At 69.7% G+C, this 16,455-nt stretch carries 15 protein-coding genes and 1 pseudogene; 6 read left to right on the top strand and 10 right to left on the bottom strand.

The window, feature by feature from the left end; genetic code table 11:
* Positions 1-73 precede the first annotated feature (73 nt).
* Genes ACWDA7_RS11340 through ACWDA7_RS11330 form a run of 3 tightly spaced genes read left to right on the top strand, consistent with a single transcriptional unit; the run spans position 74 to position 3,605 of the window.
* Positions 74-598, top strand: coding sequence for a PadR family transcriptional regulator (locus tag ACWDA7_RS11340; protein WP_450603876.1), 525 nt, complete (start codon positions 74-76; stop codon positions 596-598).
* Positions 595-1,284 carry an ABC transporter ATP-binding protein gene (locus tag ACWDA7_RS11335; protein ID WP_450603875.1) on the top strand — a complete coding sequence of 230 codons (690 nt, stop codon included), beginning with the start codon at positions 595-597 and terminating at the stop codon, positions 1,282-1,284. Before ACWDA7_RS11340 ends, ACWDA7_RS11335 begins: the two co-directional genes overlap by 4 nt.
* Positions 1,281-3,605: an ABC transporter permease gene (locus tag ACWDA7_RS11330; protein WP_450603874.1), complete on the top strand. Its 2,325-nt coding sequence runs from the start codon at positions 1,281-1,283 to the stop codon at positions 3,603-3,605. Before ACWDA7_RS11335 ends, ACWDA7_RS11330 begins: the two co-directional genes overlap by 4 nt.
* Positions 3,606-4,090: 485 nt before the next feature.
* On the opposite strand, the gene ACWDA7_RS11325 is transcribed toward ACWDA7_RS11330, so the two are convergent.
* Entirely contained in the window at positions 4,091-5,089 is a 999-nt protein-coding gene (locus ACWDA7_RS11325; RefSeq protein ID WP_450603873.1) for a LysR substrate-binding domain-containing protein, read from the bottom strand.
* A gap of 160 nt (positions 5,090-5,249) precedes the next feature.
* Between ACWDA7_RS11325 and ACWDA7_RS11320 the strand changes: the two genes are divergently transcribed.
* Positions 5,250-5,804, top strand: coding sequence for a peroxiredoxin (locus tag ACWDA7_RS11320; RefSeq protein WP_450603872.1), 555 nt, complete (start codon positions 5,250-5,252; stop codon positions 5,802-5,804).
* 3 nt (positions 5,805-5,807) lie between these two features.
* A complete protein-coding gene (locus ACWDA7_RS11315; RefSeq protein ID WP_450603871.1) occupies positions 5,808-6,341 on the top strand; it encodes an alkyl hydroperoxide reductase in 534 nt (177 codons plus the stop codon).
* A 200-nt stretch (positions 6,342-6,541) separates the two neighbouring features.
* On the opposite strand, the gene ACWDA7_RS11310 is transcribed toward ACWDA7_RS11315, so the two are convergent.
* The 4 genes from ACWDA7_RS11310 to ACWDA7_RS11295 form a co-directional block, all read right to left on the bottom strand.
* Positions 6,542-7,849: an AI-2E family transporter gene (locus ACWDA7_RS11310; protein WP_450603870.1), complete on the bottom strand. Its 1,308-nt coding sequence runs from the start codon at positions 7,847-7,849 to the stop codon at positions 6,542-6,544.
* A 172-nt stretch (positions 7,850-8,021) separates the two neighbouring features.
* A complete protein-coding gene (locus ACWDA7_RS11305) occupies positions 8,022-8,720 on the bottom strand; it encodes an aggregation-promoting factor C-terminal-like domain-containing protein (RefSeq protein ID WP_450603869.1) in 699 nt (232 codons plus the stop codon).
* 414 nt (positions 8,721-9,134) lie between these two features.
* Positions 9,135-10,460, bottom strand: coding sequence for a PhoH family protein (locus tag ACWDA7_RS11300; protein ID WP_360995839.1), 1,326 nt, complete (start codon positions 10,458-10,460; stop codon positions 9,135-9,137).
* Between the two features lie 377 nt (positions 10,461-10,837).
* A complete protein-coding gene (locus tag ACWDA7_RS11295; RefSeq protein ID WP_432931986.1) occupies positions 10,838-11,611 on the bottom strand; it encodes an isoprenyl transferase in 774 nt (257 codons plus the stop codon).
* A gap of 587 nt (positions 11,612-12,198) precedes the next feature.
* Here ACWDA7_RS11295 and ACWDA7_RS11290 point away from each other — a divergent pair.
* Entirely contained in the window at positions 12,199-12,534 is a 336-nt protein-coding gene (locus tag ACWDA7_RS11290) for a DUF192 domain-containing protein (protein ID WP_450603868.1), read from the top strand.
* A 231-nt stretch (positions 12,535-12,765) separates the two neighbouring features.
* On the opposite strand, the pseudogene ACWDA7_RS11285 reads toward ACWDA7_RS11290, so the two are convergent.
* From ACWDA7_RS11285 to ACWDA7_RS11265, 5 genes and pseudogenes are all read right to left on the bottom strand, one after another.
* Positions 12,766-13,535: pseudogene (locus ACWDA7_RS11285) on the bottom strand (class I SAM-dependent methyltransferase).
* A gap of 98 nt (positions 13,536-13,633) precedes the next feature.
* Positions 13,634-14,506 carry an LLM class flavin-dependent oxidoreductase gene (locus ACWDA7_RS11280; RefSeq protein ID WP_450603867.1) on the bottom strand — a complete coding sequence of 291 codons (873 nt, stop codon included), beginning with the start codon at positions 14,504-14,506 and terminating at the stop codon, positions 13,634-13,636.
* Positions 14,507-14,546: 40 nt separating this feature from the next.
* Positions 14,547-15,122 carry a dihydrofolate reductase family protein gene (locus ACWDA7_RS11275; RefSeq protein WP_359392170.1) on the bottom strand — a complete coding sequence of 192 codons (576 nt, stop codon included), beginning with the start codon at positions 15,120-15,122 and terminating at the stop codon, positions 14,547-14,549.
* 100 nt (positions 15,123-15,222) lie between these two features.
* Positions 15,223-15,849 carry an OmpA family protein gene (locus ACWDA7_RS11270; protein WP_450603866.1) on the bottom strand — a complete coding sequence of 209 codons (627 nt, stop codon included), beginning with the start codon at positions 15,847-15,849 and terminating at the stop codon, positions 15,223-15,225.
* 6 nt (positions 15,850-15,855) lie between these two features.
* Positions 15,856-16,443 carry a hypothetical protein gene (locus tag ACWDA7_RS11265; protein WP_450603865.1) on the bottom strand — a complete coding sequence of 196 codons (588 nt, stop codon included), beginning with the start codon at positions 16,441-16,443 and terminating at the stop codon, positions 15,856-15,858.
* Positions 16,444-16,455: the final 12 nt, after the last annotated feature.

Raw genomic sequence — 16,455 nt, 5'->3', positions numbered from 1 at the left:
TGACGCCCTCTGGACCAAGATCTATACGCGCCGTGTATACGTCATGTGTATACGCGCTATGTACAGTGCTCCCATGTCCATCGGTCACACCCTCCTAGGACTCCTGGAGTCCGGGCCCCGCCACGGCTACGACCTCAAGCGGGCCTTCGACGAGAAGTTCGGTCACGACCGGCCGCTGCACTACGGCCAGGTCTACTCGACGATGTCCCGCCTGCTGAAGAACGGGCTCGTCGAAGTCGACGGCATCGAGGCCGGCGGCGGGCCCGAGCGCAAGCGGTACGCCATCACCGACGCCGGGATCACCGACGTACAGCAGTGGCTCGCGACCCCCGAAAAGCCCGAGCCGTATCTGCAGTCGACGCTCTACACGAAGGTCGTCCTCGCGCTGCTCACGCACCGCGACGCGGCCGACATACTCGACACGCAGCGCTCCGAGCACCTGCGCATGATGCGGATCCTGACCGACCGCAAGCGCAAGGGCGATCTGGCCGACCAGCTGATCTGCGATCACGCCTTGTTCCACCTCGAGGCCGACCTGCGCTGGCTGGAGCTGACCGCCGCACGTCTCGACCGGCTCGCCGAGGCGGTGGCCAAGTGACTCCTCCTCCCGGTTCCCTGCTGGCCGCCGAAAACCTGCGCAAGGCCTACGGCCCGACCGTCGCCCTCGACGGCGCCGACTTCTCCGTCCACCCCGGCGAGATCGTCGCCGTGATGGGTCCCTCCGGTTCCGGCAAGTCGACCCTGCTGCACTGTCTCGCCGGGATCGTGCCGCCCGACTCCGGCTCGATCCTGTACGACGGCCGCGAGATGGCCGGCATGAGCGACGCCCAGCGCAGCCGCCTCAGGCGTTCGGAGTTCGGGTTCGTCTTCCAGTTCGGACAGCTCGTACCCGAACTGACCTGCGTCGAGAACGTGGCCCTTCCGCTGCGGCTGAGCGGCGCCTCGCGCAAGGCGGCCGAGCGCACCGCCCTGTCCTGGATGGAGCGCCTGGAGGTCGACGACCTCGCGGGCAAGCGGCCCGGGGAGATATCCGGCGGTCAGGGACAGCGCGTCGCCGTCGCCCGCGCCCTGGTCACCAGCCCGCGCGTGCTGTTCGCCGACGAGCCCACCGGCGCGCTCGACTCCCTCAACGGCGAGCGCGTGATGGAGCTGCTCACCGAGGCGGCCCGGTCCACCAACGCGGCCGTCGTGCTGGTCACGCACGAGGCGCGGGTGGCCGCCTACTCCGATCGCGAGATCGTCGTGCGGGACGGTAAGTCCAGGGACATGGAGCGCGTCGTATGAGCCAGTGGGCCCGGGATCTGGCCATGGGCGTCCGGTTCGCCTTCACCGGCGGGCGCGAGGGGTGGGCCCGGCTCCTGCTGACGGCTGTCGGTGTCGGTCTCGGGGTGGCTCTGCTGCTGCTCACCACCGCGCTGCCGAACACGCTGGTGGTGCGGCACGAGCGTGAGGAGGCGCGCCTGGACTACACGTACAGCCAGACGACCATGCCCAGGTCCGACCGCACCCTCGTGATCGCGGACATCGACACGACGTTCCACGAGAAGGACGTACGCGGGCGGCTGATGGAGCCCGAAGGGGCGCGGGCGCCGCTTCCACCGGGGCTGGACACGTTCCCGGCCGTCGGGGACATGGTCGTCTCCCCCGCGCTGAAGGAACTCCTCGGCTCCGACGGCGGGAGGCTGCTGCGGGAGCGGCTGCCGTACCGGATCGTCGGGACCATCGGGGAGAGCGGGCTGATCGGCTCGCACGAACTCGCCTACTACGCGGGGGCGAACGGCCTCGCGGCGAAGATCAACGGTTCCTCGGTGGCCCGTATCGACCGCTTCGGGCACCCGACCGCGACCTCCGAGAAGTCGGACCCGGTACTGGTCCTGCTGGCGCTCGTCGTCTTCGTGGTGCTGCTGATGCCGGTCGCCGTGTTCATCGCCGCGGCCGTGCGGTTCGGCGGCGAGCGGCGCGACCGCAGGCTGGCGGCGCTCAGGCTGGTCGGCTCCGACGGCGGGATGACCCGGCGGATCGCCGCGGGCGAGGCGCTCGCGGGAGCCCTGGCGGGGCTCGTCCTCGGCACCCTGTTCTTCTTCGTCGGACGTCAGGTCGCGGGCACCGCGGAGATCCTCGATGTCAGCGTGTTCCCCAGCTATCTCAACCCCTCTCCGGTCCTCGCCGTGCTCGTCGCGGTGGCGGTGCCGGCGGCCGCGGTGCTGGTGACTCTGTTCGCCCTGCGCCAGGTCGTCATCGAGCCGCTCGGCGTGGTCCGTGCGGCGCGCCCCAGACGTCGCCGGCTGTGGTGGCGGCTGCTGCTGCCGCTGGGCGGGCTCGCGATGCTCTACCCGATGATCGGCCAGGGCCACGACAACGGGAACTTCAACCAGTACCTCGTCACCAGCGGCGTCATCCTGCTGCTCGTCGGGGTGACCGCGCTGCTGCCGTGGATCGTGGAGACGGTCGTGGCCCGGCTCGGACGGGGCGGCGTCGCCTGGCAACTGGCCGTGCGCAGGCTGCAGCTGAGCAGCGGCACAGCGGCCCGTATGGTGAACGGCATCGCGGTGGCGGTGGCCGGGGCGATCGCACTGCAGATGCTGTTCGCCGGGGTCGAGAGCGACTACACCAAGGCGAGCCAGAACGACCTCTCGCGGGCGCAGATGCAGGTGAACCTACCGAAGGGGGTGCCGCTCGACCCGGCCGCCCGGCAGTTCGCCGCCACCAAGGGCGTCCGCAAGGTCACGGCGCTCTCCTCCGCCAGCATCGGTGACCGGCGCAAGGACCCCGAGGCGAGCATGGAGCTCAATGTCGGCGACTGCGCCGCCCTGCGCGAGCTGGCGTCGCTGCCCTCGTGCCACGACGGGGACGTGTTCGCCCTGACCGGTGCCGAGTGGGACACCGACACGCCGAAGCTGGCCAAGCCGGGCCGGACCCTCTACATCGACCCGTCCTACGCCACCGAGCGCCACAGCGAGGTCGTCTGGAAGGTCCCGGCGCAGCTGAAGCAGGCTCGGACGATCAAGGACCCGACGGGTTCGCAGCGCGGCGGCATCCTGATGACACCGGGCGCGCTGCCCGACCGGGCCGCGGAGCCGGTCACCGGTGAGATCTACCTGTCGATCGACCGGTCCGTACCGGACGTGCGCGAGTACGTGCGGAACACGGCGGTGCGGGTCGATGTACAGGCGGACGCCATGACGTGGGCGGCCTCGGAGCAGTCCAACAGGTTCACCTCCATCCGCACGGGGCTGTTCGTCGGCGCCGCCTGTGTGCTGGCGCTGATCGGCGCGAGCCTTCTGGTGTCCCAGCTGGAGCAGCTGCGCGAGCGCAAGAAGCTGCTGTCGTCGCTGGTCGCCTTCGGCACCCGGCGCCGCACGCTGAGCCTGTCGGTGCTGTGGCAGACGGCGATCCCGATCGGGCTGGGGCTGGTGCTGGCGTCGACGGTCGGTCTGGTGCTGGGTGCGGTGCTGCTGAAGATGACCGGCCAGACCGTCCGCGTGGACTGGCCGAGCGTGCTGTCGATGACCGGCTTCGGCGCCGCGGTCGTCTTCCTGGTGACGCTGCTCAGCCTGCCGCCGCTGCTGCGGCTGATGCGGCCGGACGGGTTGCGCACGGAGTAGCCGGCGGACCGTCGTGCGGGCCCCCTCCCCCGACCGGGAGGGGCCCGCACGCGTTCACACGCAGGACCCGCAGTTCGGCCGGACCGGCGCCGGACCGGCCGGAACGCGTGAGTAGCGTTCCGGGACCGGGGGCGCCGGGGCTCGCGACGGCGACCACGAGACCGTCGCGCAGATGGACGACTCCCCCGGGCTGCCCCGAAACCCGGAGGCCGCCGTCGCCCTTTTCCCGCGCATGCCGGGTCAGCGCATGCGACAGCAGGTCGTATCCGGCCCGCCCAAGGGAATCCCGTATGCCCGCCACAACTCCCCTTGGAATGTCGCACACACGCCTGACGTGTCACGCTGAGGGGTTATGTGTATCAGCCGGGCCGCATATTCCTGCGAAATCCGCACTACCTGACGGAAGTTGAATTCTCTCGCCGTTCCGGGTGCGTCATCGGACACGTGAGGGATCGAGTATGTGTGCGCGGCTGCGCGGAGATTCTTCAGGCCCCCGGCCCAAGTACCCGTACGGGCAAGGGCCGCAGTGCCTCGCGCATGGCCTCGGCCAGCTGTTCGTACTCGGCGCCCCGGGCGGCACCCGCACGCATCGCGAAGGCGACGCGCCGGGTCGGCGCCGGGTCGGCGAAGTAGCCGGTGAGGAGCTGGTTGTTGCGGGTGGTCTCCACCTTGAGCGCGGTGCGCGGCAGCAGGGTGACACCGAGGCCGCCGGCGACGAGCTGGACGAGGGTGGACAGTCCGGCGGCGGTCGTGGTCACGGGCGCGCCCTCCCGCCCTTCGGCCGAAGGCCTCCGCCCAGCCCCACTGATCTCACGGCCGGCCTCCCGGCAGATGTCGAGGGCCTGGTCGCGCAGGCAGTGGCCCTCGTCGAGCAGCAGCAGGTTCAGCTCGCGCAGCGCCTGACGGGGGATGCCCTCCCGTCCCCCGAGCCAGTGGTCGAGCGGAGTGACGAGCACGAAGTCCTCGTCGAAGAGGGGGAGTTCGACGACACCGGGCACGCCGAGGGGGACGGCGAGCAGCAGCAGGTCGAGACGGCCGGTGGTGAGTCCGTCGAGCAGGTTGGCGGTCTGCTCCTCGTGGACCTGCAGGTCGAGGTGCGGGTAGCGGTCGTGGACGAGATTGAGGACGGTCGGCAGCAGGTACGGTGCGACCGTCGGGATCACCCCGAGCCGCAGCACCCCGGTGAAGGGCGCCCGGACGGCCTCGGCCTCCTCCATGAGGGCGCCGACCTCCACCAGCACCGCCTTGGCCCGTACGGCGAGGCGCTCACCGGCGGGCGAAAGGAGCACCTTGCGAGTGGTCCGCTCCAGCAGCGTCACCCCGAGGACCTCCTCCAGCGCGGAGACGGCGCCGGACAGCGCGGGCTGGCTCATGCCGATCGCGGCGGCCGCGTCCCGGAAGTGGAGATGCTCGGCGACGGCGGCGAAGGCGCGCAACTGGGCGAGACTGGGCTGACGACGCCCGTTGCTCCTGGTCCCACCCATCCGTCGCGCTCCTCACCATTGGTCACTGATAAGTGATGCCGATCAACCTGACCGAGTGTAGCTATTACTCGTATCAATGCACCTTGTGCCAGGATCGGCATTGTCCAACCCCTGAGAAGCACCTTGTGTAGGCGGTGCTTCTGTGCTGCAAGGAGAGCGCGTGCTCACTGTCGGTGACAAGTTCCCCGAGTTCGAACTGACCGCCTGCGTCTCGCTGGAGAAGGGCCAGGAGTTCGAGCAGATCAACCACAAGACCTACGAGGGCAAGTGGAAGATCGTCTTCGCATGGCCCAAGGACTTCACCTTCGTGTGCCCGACCGAGATCGCGGCCTTCGGCAAGCTGAACGACGAGTTCGCCGACCGTGACGCCCAGATCCTCGGCTTCTCCGGTGACTCCGAGTTCGTCCACCACGCCTGGCGCAAGGACCACCCGGACCTGCGCGAGCTGCCGTTCCCGATGATGGCCGACTCGAAGCACGAGCTGATGCGCGACCTGGGCATCGAGGGCGAGGACGGCTTCGCGCAGCGCGCCGTCTTCATCGTGGACCAGAACAACGAGATCCAGTTCACCATGGTGACCGCGGGTTCCGTCGGCCGTAACCCCAAGGAGGTCCTGCGGGTCCTGGACGCCCTGCAGACCGACGAGCTGTGCCCGTGCAACTGGAGCAAGGGCGAGGACACCCTCGACCCGGTGAAGCTCCTGGCCGGTGAGTGAGCGATGTCCCTCGACTCCCTCAAGTCCGCCATCCCGGACTACGCCAAGGACCTGAAGCTCAACCTCGGTTCGGTCATCGGCAACTCCGACCTGCCGGCCCAGCAGCTGTGGGGCACGGTGCTGGCCACGGCGATCGCCTCCCGGTCGGCGATCGTGCTGCGCGAGCTGGCGCCCGAGGCGAAGGCGAACCTGACGCCCGAGGCGTACACCGCGGCCAAGTCCGCGGCCGCCGTCATGGCGATGAACAACGTGTTCTACCGCACCCGGCATCTGCTCTCGGACCACGAGTACGGCACGCTGCGCGCGGGTCTGCGGATGAACGTCATCGGCAACCCCGGTGTCGAGAAGGTCGACTTCGAGCTGTGGTCGTTCGCGGTTTCGGCGATCAACGGCTGCGGAACGTGCCTGGACTCGCACGAGCAGGTGCTCCGCAAGGCGGGAGTGGACCGTGAGGTCGTCCAGGAAGCCTTCAAGATCGCTTCGGTGATCCAGGCGGTCGGCGTGACGCTGGACGCGGAGGCCGTGCTCTCCGAGTGAGCGAACGGCAAAGAGGGCCTCTTCCACTTCGGTGGGAGAGGCCCTCTTCGTTCGTTCTGGCCGTCCCCGGGGGCTCCGCCCCGGGCCTCCTCCGGCCTCAACGGCCCGGTCCTGGAAGGCCGGACGCGAGCCGAGGGGCCACGCCATACGGCCCCAGCCCGGCAGTACCCCGGCCCGGGGTCGTCCCGGCTCGTTCCCGGTCAGGCGTCGGTCGGGCCGCTTCCTGACACCGACGTCTCCGGCTGCCGCGCGGCCGCCGGCTGGAGGGTCTGGTGTGTCGCTCCCGAACTCGCGTATGAGCGCAGATAGCCCACCACCGTGTTCGTCACCGCCACCAGCGGCACCGCCACCACCGCGCCGCCGATCCCCGCGACGATCCCGCCGGCCGTCACCGACAGGACGACCGCCAGCGGGTGGACCCGCACCGCCCGGCCCAGGATGAACGGTTGCAGGATGTGGCCCTCGATCTGCTGCACGGTCAGGACCACGACCAGCGTCATGATGGCCGTGAAGACCCCCTGCGTCACCAGCGCCACCACCACCGCCAGCGCGCCCGACGCGACCGCGCCCACCAGGGGGATGAAGGAGAAGAGGAAGATGAAGACGGCGAGCGGCACGGCCATGGGCACGTTCAGGATGTAGATGCCCAGGCCGATGAAGATCGCGTCGATCAGGGCCACTATCACCGTGCCGCGGACGTAGGCCGTCAGCGTGCGCCAGGCCCGGGGACCGGCGCCCGCCACACCCGGCCGCGCCGCGGCCGGCACCAGCTTGAGCGTCCACTCCCAGATGCGCCGGCCGTCGTACAGCAGGAAGAGGGTCGAGAAGACCGTCAGCAGGATGCCGGTCAGGGCCTCGACGATGACCTGCACGCCCTCCAGGCCGGTCGAGGTGATCTGGTCGGCGTTCGCGCCGATCGCCTCGCGCAGGTTCTTGGCTATCTGGTTGATCTGCTTGTCCGTCACGTGGAAGGGGCTGTTGAGCAGCCACTTGCGCAACTCGTCGATGCCGTCCTGGATCTGGTTGGAGAGCGAGTCGATGTTCTCCATGACCTGCCAGGTCACGAACCAGCCGATGAGGCCCATGATGACGAAGCCGAGGATCGCGGTCAGCGCGGTCGCCGGGCCCCGCGGCACACCGTGACGCCTCAGCCGCGCCACGGTCGGCTGCAGCAGCGCCGTGATGAGCAACGCGCACACGAACGCCAGCACCACCAACTGGACGGCACTGATGACCCGCATCAGCACCCAGAGGGTGCCGGCCAGGACGAGCACCCGCCAGCCGGCTTCGGCGGCGACCCGTACTCCCCACGGCACCGCCTCGACGGGATTCGGACGCGCCTGGACCGTGGGCGCGTACGCCGGACGCGGGGGTACGCCGTCCGGCACCGGGGGCGGCGCGGGCTCGGCGTGTTCCTTCTCGACCTCGGCGCGGCGCTCGTCCAGCCGCTCGCCCACCTGGCTCAGCCCGGCGCCCAGCCGGGAGAGCCACCCTGGCACTTGAGACATGATCCGTCCTCTTCCCCCGTGTCCCCGGGTGCTCCCCACCACTCCCCCCTGGAGTCGTCGGTTCCGACCGTACAGGGCAGGACCCGACGGCCGTAAACGGCCTGAGCCCCTCACCCAAAGACGGTGAGGGGCTCCGCAAGGTTGAGCGACCGCGCGTGCGCGGACAAGCGGCTCAGTACCAGTGGTTGGCCTGCCAGAACGACCAGGCCCCACAGGGGCTGCCGTACCGGCCGTTCATGTAGTTGAGGCCCCACTTGATCTGCGTGGCCGGGTTGGTCTGCCAGTCGGCGCCGACAGACGACATCTTGGAGCCGGGCAGGGCCTGGAAGAGACCGTAGGCACCGGAGGAGGCGTTGACCGCACGGTAGTTCCAGCTGGACTCGTGGTCCACGATGTTGCTGAAGCACTGGAACTGGTCGGCTGCCACCAGCTGACGTGCCATCGCCTGGATCTGCGCGACGGAGTAGGAGCTCTGGACCGGGAAGCTGGAGGCGTCACGGCTCGCGCGGCTGGCCGCGGCTGCGGCCTCCTTGCGTGCCTTGGCTTCCTCTTCGGCCTTCTGCGCGGCCTTCTGCTTGGCGATCGCGTCCGCGGCCGCCTGCTTACGGGCCGTCTCCTCGGCGTCCTTCTTGGCGCTGACGTCCGCGGCGATGGCCTGGGCGTCAGCCTGCTGCGTCAGGGACGCGGTCTGCACCTGTGCCTGCTGACCCGCGGGTATATCCGCCAGGAGGGTCGTCTCGTTGGCCGTCGCCTCGGCGTCGCTCGACGAGGGCTGCCCAGTGCTGCCCGAGGCAACACCGGTGACGGCGCCGACAGCGGTGACCGCCGTGGCCGAAGCCACTGCGAATCCCCGGACCGAAATCCGGCTCACACGGTTTCCTTCCAGCATCGCCCGCTTCGGTGACCCTGGCGGACGCAATCGTGCCCCTGACGCTGGCCTCCCAACTGCGGGGTCACGGGAGGCGCGGGCCCGGTAGGCAACTTCCTGACGGAAGCGGCCGCGTGGTGCTCGGGCGGCATACGACGGCGCTATGAAGTTCTGATGTTGCTGTGTTGCCGTACCGCTGGGGGTACAGGTGTGTCGTATGCGGGGCCTGACAGGAGTGAGACTCTGCCGTAACCGGACGCCGGGTGGCAATTCTGCGTTGAGTGTGAAAGCTCACATCCCGTTTGGCCCAGCGGATTACCGGAACTCCCACACGCGAAGGCGCCGCCCGGCTAGGCTCTGGAGCCTTTGCCGAACGGCGCCAACCGACGGGTAACTACCTCGGGTTGTGCACTCGGGTCAGATCTGCCCGTCCTCGAGCATTTCGGTCACAAGGGCCGCGATCTGGGACCTCTCGGACCGCGTGAGCGTGACATGGGCGAAGAGCGGATGCCCCTTCAGCTTCTCCACGACGGCGACGACTCCGTCGTACCGGCCCACCCGGAGGTTGTCCCGCTGGGCCACGTCGTGGGTCAGAACCACCCGTGAATTCGAGCCGATCCGGGACAGAACGGTCAGAAGGACGTTCCGTTCCAGCGACTGGGCCTCATCCACGATGACGAAGGCGTCGTGCAGCGAGCGGCCGCGGATGTGGGTGAGCGGGAGGACCTCCAGCATCCCGCGCGCGGTGACCTCTTCGATGACCTCGCGGCTGGTGACCGCGGACAGGGTGTCGAAGACCGCCTGCGCCCAGGGGCTCATCTTCTCGGCCTCGGTGCCCGGCAGGTATCCGAGTTCCTGCCCGCCGACCGCGTACAGCGGCCGGAACACCATCACCTTCTGGTGCTGCCGGCGCTCGAGCACCGCCTCCAGGCCCGCGCACAGCGCCAGCGCCGACTTTCCGGTGCCGGCCCGTCCGCCCATCGACACGATCCCGACGTCCGGGTCGAGCAGCAGGTCGAGCGCGATCCGCTGCTCCGCGCTGCGGCCCTTGATGCCGAACGCCTCCCGGTCCCCGCGCACCAGCCGGACGTTACCCTCCGACGTGACACGCCCGAGCGCCTTGCCCCGCTCCGACTGGATCGTCAGACCCGTGTGCACCGGCAGGTCGGCGGCCTCGGGGACATAGACGTGGCCCTCTTCGAACAGGATGTCCACCTGCTCGCCAGAAAGGGTCAGTTCGGACATTCCGGTCCAGCCGGTGGAGTCCGTGATGGCCAGCTCCGCGCGGTACTCCTCAGCGAGAAGACCGACGGAGGATGCCTTGATGCGCAGCGGCAGGTCCTTCGACACGACCGTGACGTCGAACCCCTCGGCCTGCAGATTGCGGGCGACCGCGAGGATGCGGGAGTCGTTGTCCCCCAGGCGGTAGCCCATGGGGAGCACGCTCGGGTCCGAGTGGTTGAGCTCGACCCGGACGGTTCCGCCGAGGTCCCCGATCGGGATCGGGGCGTCCAGACGGCCGTACCGGACCCGGTAGTCGTCGAGCAGGCGCAGGGCCTGGCGGGCGAAGTAACCGAGTTCCGGATGGTGCCGCTTGGCCTCGAGTTCCGTGACCACGACGATGGGGAGCACGACTTCGTGCTCGTCGAAGCGGGTCACGGCGTTCGGGTCGGCCAGCAGGACGCTGGTGTCGAGAACATAGGTGCGCCGGTCTGGCTTGGGGCGCTTTGTGCTGGTCACCACGGAAGGACGTACCCCCTCGGATGAGGTCGGGGAGCGACGGAGTGGAATGCCGGGTCGGGCTGGGCGGGAGGAATCCCGACCGGTCGACGGCCGCGATGCACGGGCCGAGAACCGGCCCTCCACTGCTTCTTCCGTGCCGTGACCGCACGGTGGGGCTGGTGCAAAGGGCCTCCCGGGCGGACGGCCCCGAGCCGTCCGCTGAGATCCGACACCCGTGGTTCGGGTGTCGACCTGTCTGGCTTATGCCCTCGAACATGCGCTGCCATGCCACGGCATATGACGGCGCCCCGATGAACTCCTTGTTACTTTTACGCCCTGACGGGTGAAGGCCTCTTCCGTCGCCCAGGGGCGAGTCGGCGCCCTGACGAGGAGGTTGTTCAGCCGCCGTAACGGCGGTGTCGCGCCGCGTAGTCACGGAGCGCGCGCAGGAAGTCCACCTTGCGGAAGGCCGGCCAGAACACTTCGCAGAAGTAGTACTCCGAATGGGCCGTCTGCCAGAGCATGAATCCGGACAGCCGCTGTTCACCGCTCGTTCGAATCACCAGATCGGGGTCGGGCTGGTCACTCGTATAGAGGTGCCTGCCGATCAGGTCGACGTCCACGGAGTCGGCGAGGGCCTCCATCGAGGTGCCCTTCTCCCGGGCGTCGAGGAGCATCGAGCGGACGGCGTCGGCGATCTCCTGGCGCCCGCCGTAGCCGATGGCGACGTTGACGAGTATCCCCTCGACATGCGCGGTGGCCTCTTCGGCCTCCTTGAGGACACCCTGCATCTGCCCGGGCAGCAGATCGCGGGCGCCCACATGGTGCACCCGCCAGCGGCCGTCGGCGGCAAGGGAGCGGACGACGTCCTCGATGATCCCGAGGAGCGGGACGAGCTCCTCCTTCGGCCGGTCGAAGTTGTCCGTCGACAGCAGCCAGAGGGTGACGACCTCGACGTCCGTCTCGGCGCACCAGCCGAGGAACTCCTCGATCTTGTCGGCCCCGGCCCGGTGGCCCTGCGCGGTGGTCGAACCCGCGGCCTTCGCCCAGCGCCGGTTGCCGTCCATGATGACGCCGATGTGCTTGGGCACCTGAGCGTGGTCCAGGTGACCCTCCACCCGGCGTGCGTACAGCCTGACCAGCAGGCCGCGCAGCTTGTCGCGCAGGTTCACGTGATTGTCAGCCCCTCCGTGCGGATCAGACAGGTTCGGGCGTGCGCGATCCCCGTCAGATGGCGGTCCCCGGGGGCGAAGCCTACCCCTGGAAATCCATGGCCCCACCAAGGGGTGTAGTGCTCCGTCCTGGGTGCGTACCCCCGAACAGGGGCCGTATGGCCCGCAATTCCGGGCCGGATCACCCGCCACCGGCCGCGCCGGGAACCGGTGCGCACGGCGGGCGGTTCGGACGCCCATGGGCCCGCGACGGGGGAAAGGAAAACGGGCCGGTCCGTGGGGGGGGAGACGGACCGGCCCGGGGGGGGGTTTCCACCATAACCCTTCGTAAGTGCTGCTGGCTGCATCGGCGTGCCACAACTACTCTCCGAATTCGCCCGGCGACGCCGTGATGACCCCGGAATCACTCCTTCACAGCGTGATCATGGCCGGATCACAGTGGATTCCAAGGGAATCCGGCCGAATCCAGAGGTATCCGAGGGATGTGTCCTGCCCTTTGGGGCACATGGATGACGCTTCCGGGCATACTCCGGCCGGGTGACTCGCGGCGCGAGCGCCCACTTGACGCCATCGATAGCTTCGCGGTCATGGCCATGCTCACGACGGCCGGCCTGCCCGGCCCGGTACCCCTGGAGGTCGCCCGCTCGGCCCGGTCCCGGCGGCGCGGACTGCTCGGGCGCGACGGGATCGAGGGGGCTCTGCTGCTGAGCCCGGCGAGCTCGGTGCACACCCTGGGGATGCGGTTCGCGATCGACGTCGCCTACCTGGACCGTGAGTTGCGGGTGGTGGCGGTACGGACGATGCCGCCGGGGCGGATCGGCCTGCCCCGCCTACGTGCGCGCCATGTCCTGGAGGCCGAGGCCGGGGCGATGGAGCGGTGGGGCATAGGGCGCGGGGCGCAGGTGACGGTGTACGACGCCTGACGGCACGCGGATGCAGGTACGGCGCCGCGCAGCCCCCTCCCACTGCGCGGTGCCGTGCCGCGCAGCTTTGCTGACGCGAATTGCCTTGGTCTGAACTTACGTGAGCGGCGGACCCGATTCGAAGCGGATCCGATAACGATGTGACAACCTCAGGTGAACAGTCCCGGTATATGGACACCCGTCTCACTTTTAGGACGCCCAAGTCCCGTCGGCTCGGACGGCCCCCCGGTCTCACCTGCCCGGCTTGCGGACCTCTATCAGGAATCGCGTGCTGTGCGCGACGAAGGGCCCCTCGGACTCGATCCGTGCGTGCAGGGACCTCAGGTGGGGCTCGTACCGGTCCACGGTGAAGTCCGGGACCATCCAGATCACCTTGCGCAGGAAGTGGACCACGGCCCCGATGTCATGGAACTCCATGCGCAGCCGGGCCTCCTGAAGGCCGGTGACCTCGAGGCCGGCCTCTTCGGCCCGGGCCCGTGCCCGCTCGGGGTCGCGCGCGTCGCGGACCTCCGGCGGCTGCGGCCCGAGGAAGTACTCGACGACCTCGACGGCGCTCGCCGGGCCGACCTGCTGGGAGAAATACGTACCGCCGGGACGCAGCACACGGGCGATCTCGGGCCAGTACGTGCGCACCGGGTGCCGGCTGGTGAGGAGGTCGAAGGCGCCTTCGGCGAAAGGAAGCGGCGCGTCCTCGGGCGAGGCGACGACCACGGCGCCGCGCGGATGGAGCAGAGCGGTTGCCCTGGCGACGTTGGGCGGCCATCCCTCGGTAGCCGCGGTCAGCGGCGGCAGCGAACTAGTGGAGGCCAGGACCCGCCGCCTCCGGTCTGGACGTCGAGCGCGGCCGAGGCCACGGCGAGCCGCTCCGCCATCGAACGCGCGTACCCCCACGGAGGCCGCTCCTCCGTGGCCCGGCCCTCGAACCAGGAGAAGTCCCAGCCGTCGACGGACGCGTCGACGGCTTCCTTGACGAGGTCTTCGTAGGTACGGCTGGTCGTCATGCGGCGATCGTCCCAGCGCCCGGGAAGGGACCGCGACCGAATTTCCCGGGCCGGCCGACCGCACGGACGGACAGCCGGGCCCGGCCACGGGCCCGCGGTCACGACACCAGCGGGCGCACCTCGTGGGCCGCGAACCGAATGAACGCCTCCGGGTCCGGCTCGTCCGCGGTCGGCTGGAGGACGACGGTGTCAGCGCCCGCGTCGGCAAGTCGCCGGACAGCCTCGGCGACCGCGGCCGCGTCCCCGGCCACCCCGTGCTCCGGTACCGGGTCCTCCCCGCCCGCCTCGATTTCGGCGCGCAGCCGGGCGGCGGCGTCCGGGCCGGTGGCGGTGCGCAGGTAGACGACGATGTGGTGGGGGTCGGTGCGGTCCGCCGACTCGCGCCCCTCATCGATGAGCTGACGGGCCCTCCGTACGCCCTCGGGTGCCGTGGTGGCGGTGAGGACGGTCCCGTCGGCCGCCGCGCCGGACAGGCGCAGGGTGCGCGGTCCTGTGGCACCGGCGAGGACGCGGACCGCCTGCGCGGGCGGCCAGTCCAGCGCCACGCCGTCCAGTCTCACGTACCGCCCGTCGGTGGTGACACTCTCCCCGCGCAGCAGGGCCCGCAGCGCGTCGAGATACTCGCCCAGCAGCGTCACCGGCGACTCGGGGCGTGCGCCGACCTGCCCCATCCAGCTCTGCACGCCGTGCCCCACACCGAGGATCGCCCGCCCGGGGAACATCCGTTCAAGGGTGGCGGCCTCCATCGCGGTCACCGCGACGTTCCGCAGCGGCACGGGCAGCAATCCGATGCCGACCCGCAGCCGCTCGGTCCAGGCGAGCGCGGCGGACGCGGCGGAGATCCCTCCCTCCAGGAAGCAGTCCTCCCACAGCCACAGCTCCTCAAGGCCCGCCTCGTCCGCAAGCCGCGCGATCGCGCGCAGCCGCTCGGGCGGCAGTTGGGGCCGGAACACAGCACCGATTCCAGTCATGCGGCCTTCCTATCGAGCGGACCCGGGCGGGACAACAGGTTTACCGTTCGTCCGGCTGCGGGCGCTCGTAATGCAGGAGCACGACACCGTTGCCGAACCGGCGCGAGTCGATCAGGCGCAGGGCCGTCAGCGCGTCGGTCTCGGGGAAGAGACGCTGACCGCGGCCGACAAGGATCGGGTGGACGTAGATCCTGAACTCGTCCACCAAGTCGTGCCGCAGGAACTCGGCGGCGAGGGCGGCGCCGCCGAGCGCGAGGTCGCCTCCGTCCTGCGCCTTGAGCGCGAGGATGTCGTCCACGACGACGTCCCGGACGACGGTGGTGTGCCAGGCGGCGTGCTCGAGGGTCCGGGAGAACACGATCTTCGGCATGTTCCGCCAGATCCGGGCGTACTCGACCATGGGCCCCGAGCGGTGCGGATCGGAGTCGGCGGTGGGCCAGAAGTCGGCCATGAGCTGGTAGGTCACGCGGCCGTTGAGAAAGGCCCCCATGTCCTTGAGCACATCGTTGAAGTGCTGGTGCAGCTCGTCGTCGACCAGGTGCCAGTCGATCTCGCGGTTCGGGCCCTCGATGTAGCCGTCCAGGGACACGGACATCATCAGGACGATCTTTCGCATGGGCAACTCCCGGTTCCGACGGCCACCGACTGGACGGCACGAGCATCGCGCAGCAGCGCCGCGTGGGCGCGGAGGCTGCTCCGGCGGAATCCGCGCATGCCTACGAAGCCGTGTCCCCCCTTGGGAACGACACTTCCACGCGACGGTTCTTGCGCCTGCCCTCCTCGGAGGAGTTGTCGGCGATCGGGTAGTCCTCGCTGTAGCCGCGCACCTCGAAGGTGACGTCGCCGCCGAGGCTCGCGGCCAGCCGGTCGTGCACCGCCTCCGCGCGCTGCTTGGACAGGACCAGGCCGTGGGCGTAGCTGCCGAGGTTGTCGGTGAAGCCGAAGACACGGACGTTCGTCGCGTTCTGCTTCTTGACCTCGTCCGCGATGGCGTCGATGCGGGAGCGGGCCTCCGGGTTCAGCTTGGCACTGTCCTTGGGGAACAGCACCTCCGCCTGCAGCGCGAAGGTGACGTTCTCATTGGTGTCCTCACGCCGCTCCTCGCCGCCGAGGTCCTCCACGACGGACTTGATGTCCAGCACCTTGGCGGGCGCGAGCGTGGCCCCGTCGGCGAGCTTCAGCCCCGGGCTGGTGGGGTCGACGGACGGGGGCGGGGAGGTGGTGACACTGCCGGGGGGTGCGCTGGGGTTGTCATCGGCGGTGGCCGGGGGGGCTCCGGTCAGGGTGAGGAGCGTGAGAGCGGCCGCGAGGACGGGCGCGGCGGAGCGCGGGACGGGGGCCACGGCAGGTCACCCCTCGGAGATCTGGATGGAGGCGGGGGGCATGGCACCGACCTGGAAGTCGACGTCGGTGGTGCCTTCGGGCGGGGCGGGGAACTGGGCGAACCAGTCCGTCGACTGCCCCGCGTTCACGCCTCCGCCGTCGAACTTGGTGCAGAGACAGCGACCTTGGGTGTCACGCAGAACTAGATACTTCTTCTTGCCCTTGCTGTCGACGAGGGACGCACCGGCCAGTGAGGCGCCGTTCCTGCTCAGCTCGCGCTCGTCGCCGCGCCAGTTCGACGCGATCCAGAACTGTCCGCCGTTGTTGGTGACCGTCCCGCTCACGGTCACGAAGCCGCCCTGGTCACGCTCCGCGGAGGTGACGGTGAGCGTGATGTCGCCGCTCTTCACCTCAGCGAGCACATTGTCCGCGGTCTGCGCGGAAGACTGCTTGCTCTGGCCACCGCCCTTCGCCGTGGACTCAGCCGACGGCGAGGACGCGCCGGGCTTGTCGTCACCCCCGCTACCGCAGCCGACCACCGTGAGGAGCAGCCCGGTCGTGATCGCCACCGCGGACAGCGCCCTGCGGCCCGTCATGGTGTGCCGGATATCCATCGGTGCGGCTTC

Source organism: Streptomyces sp. NPDC001156 (genome assembly GCF_053598275.1).
This window is presented reverse-complemented; position numbering and strand designations above follow the sequence as displayed.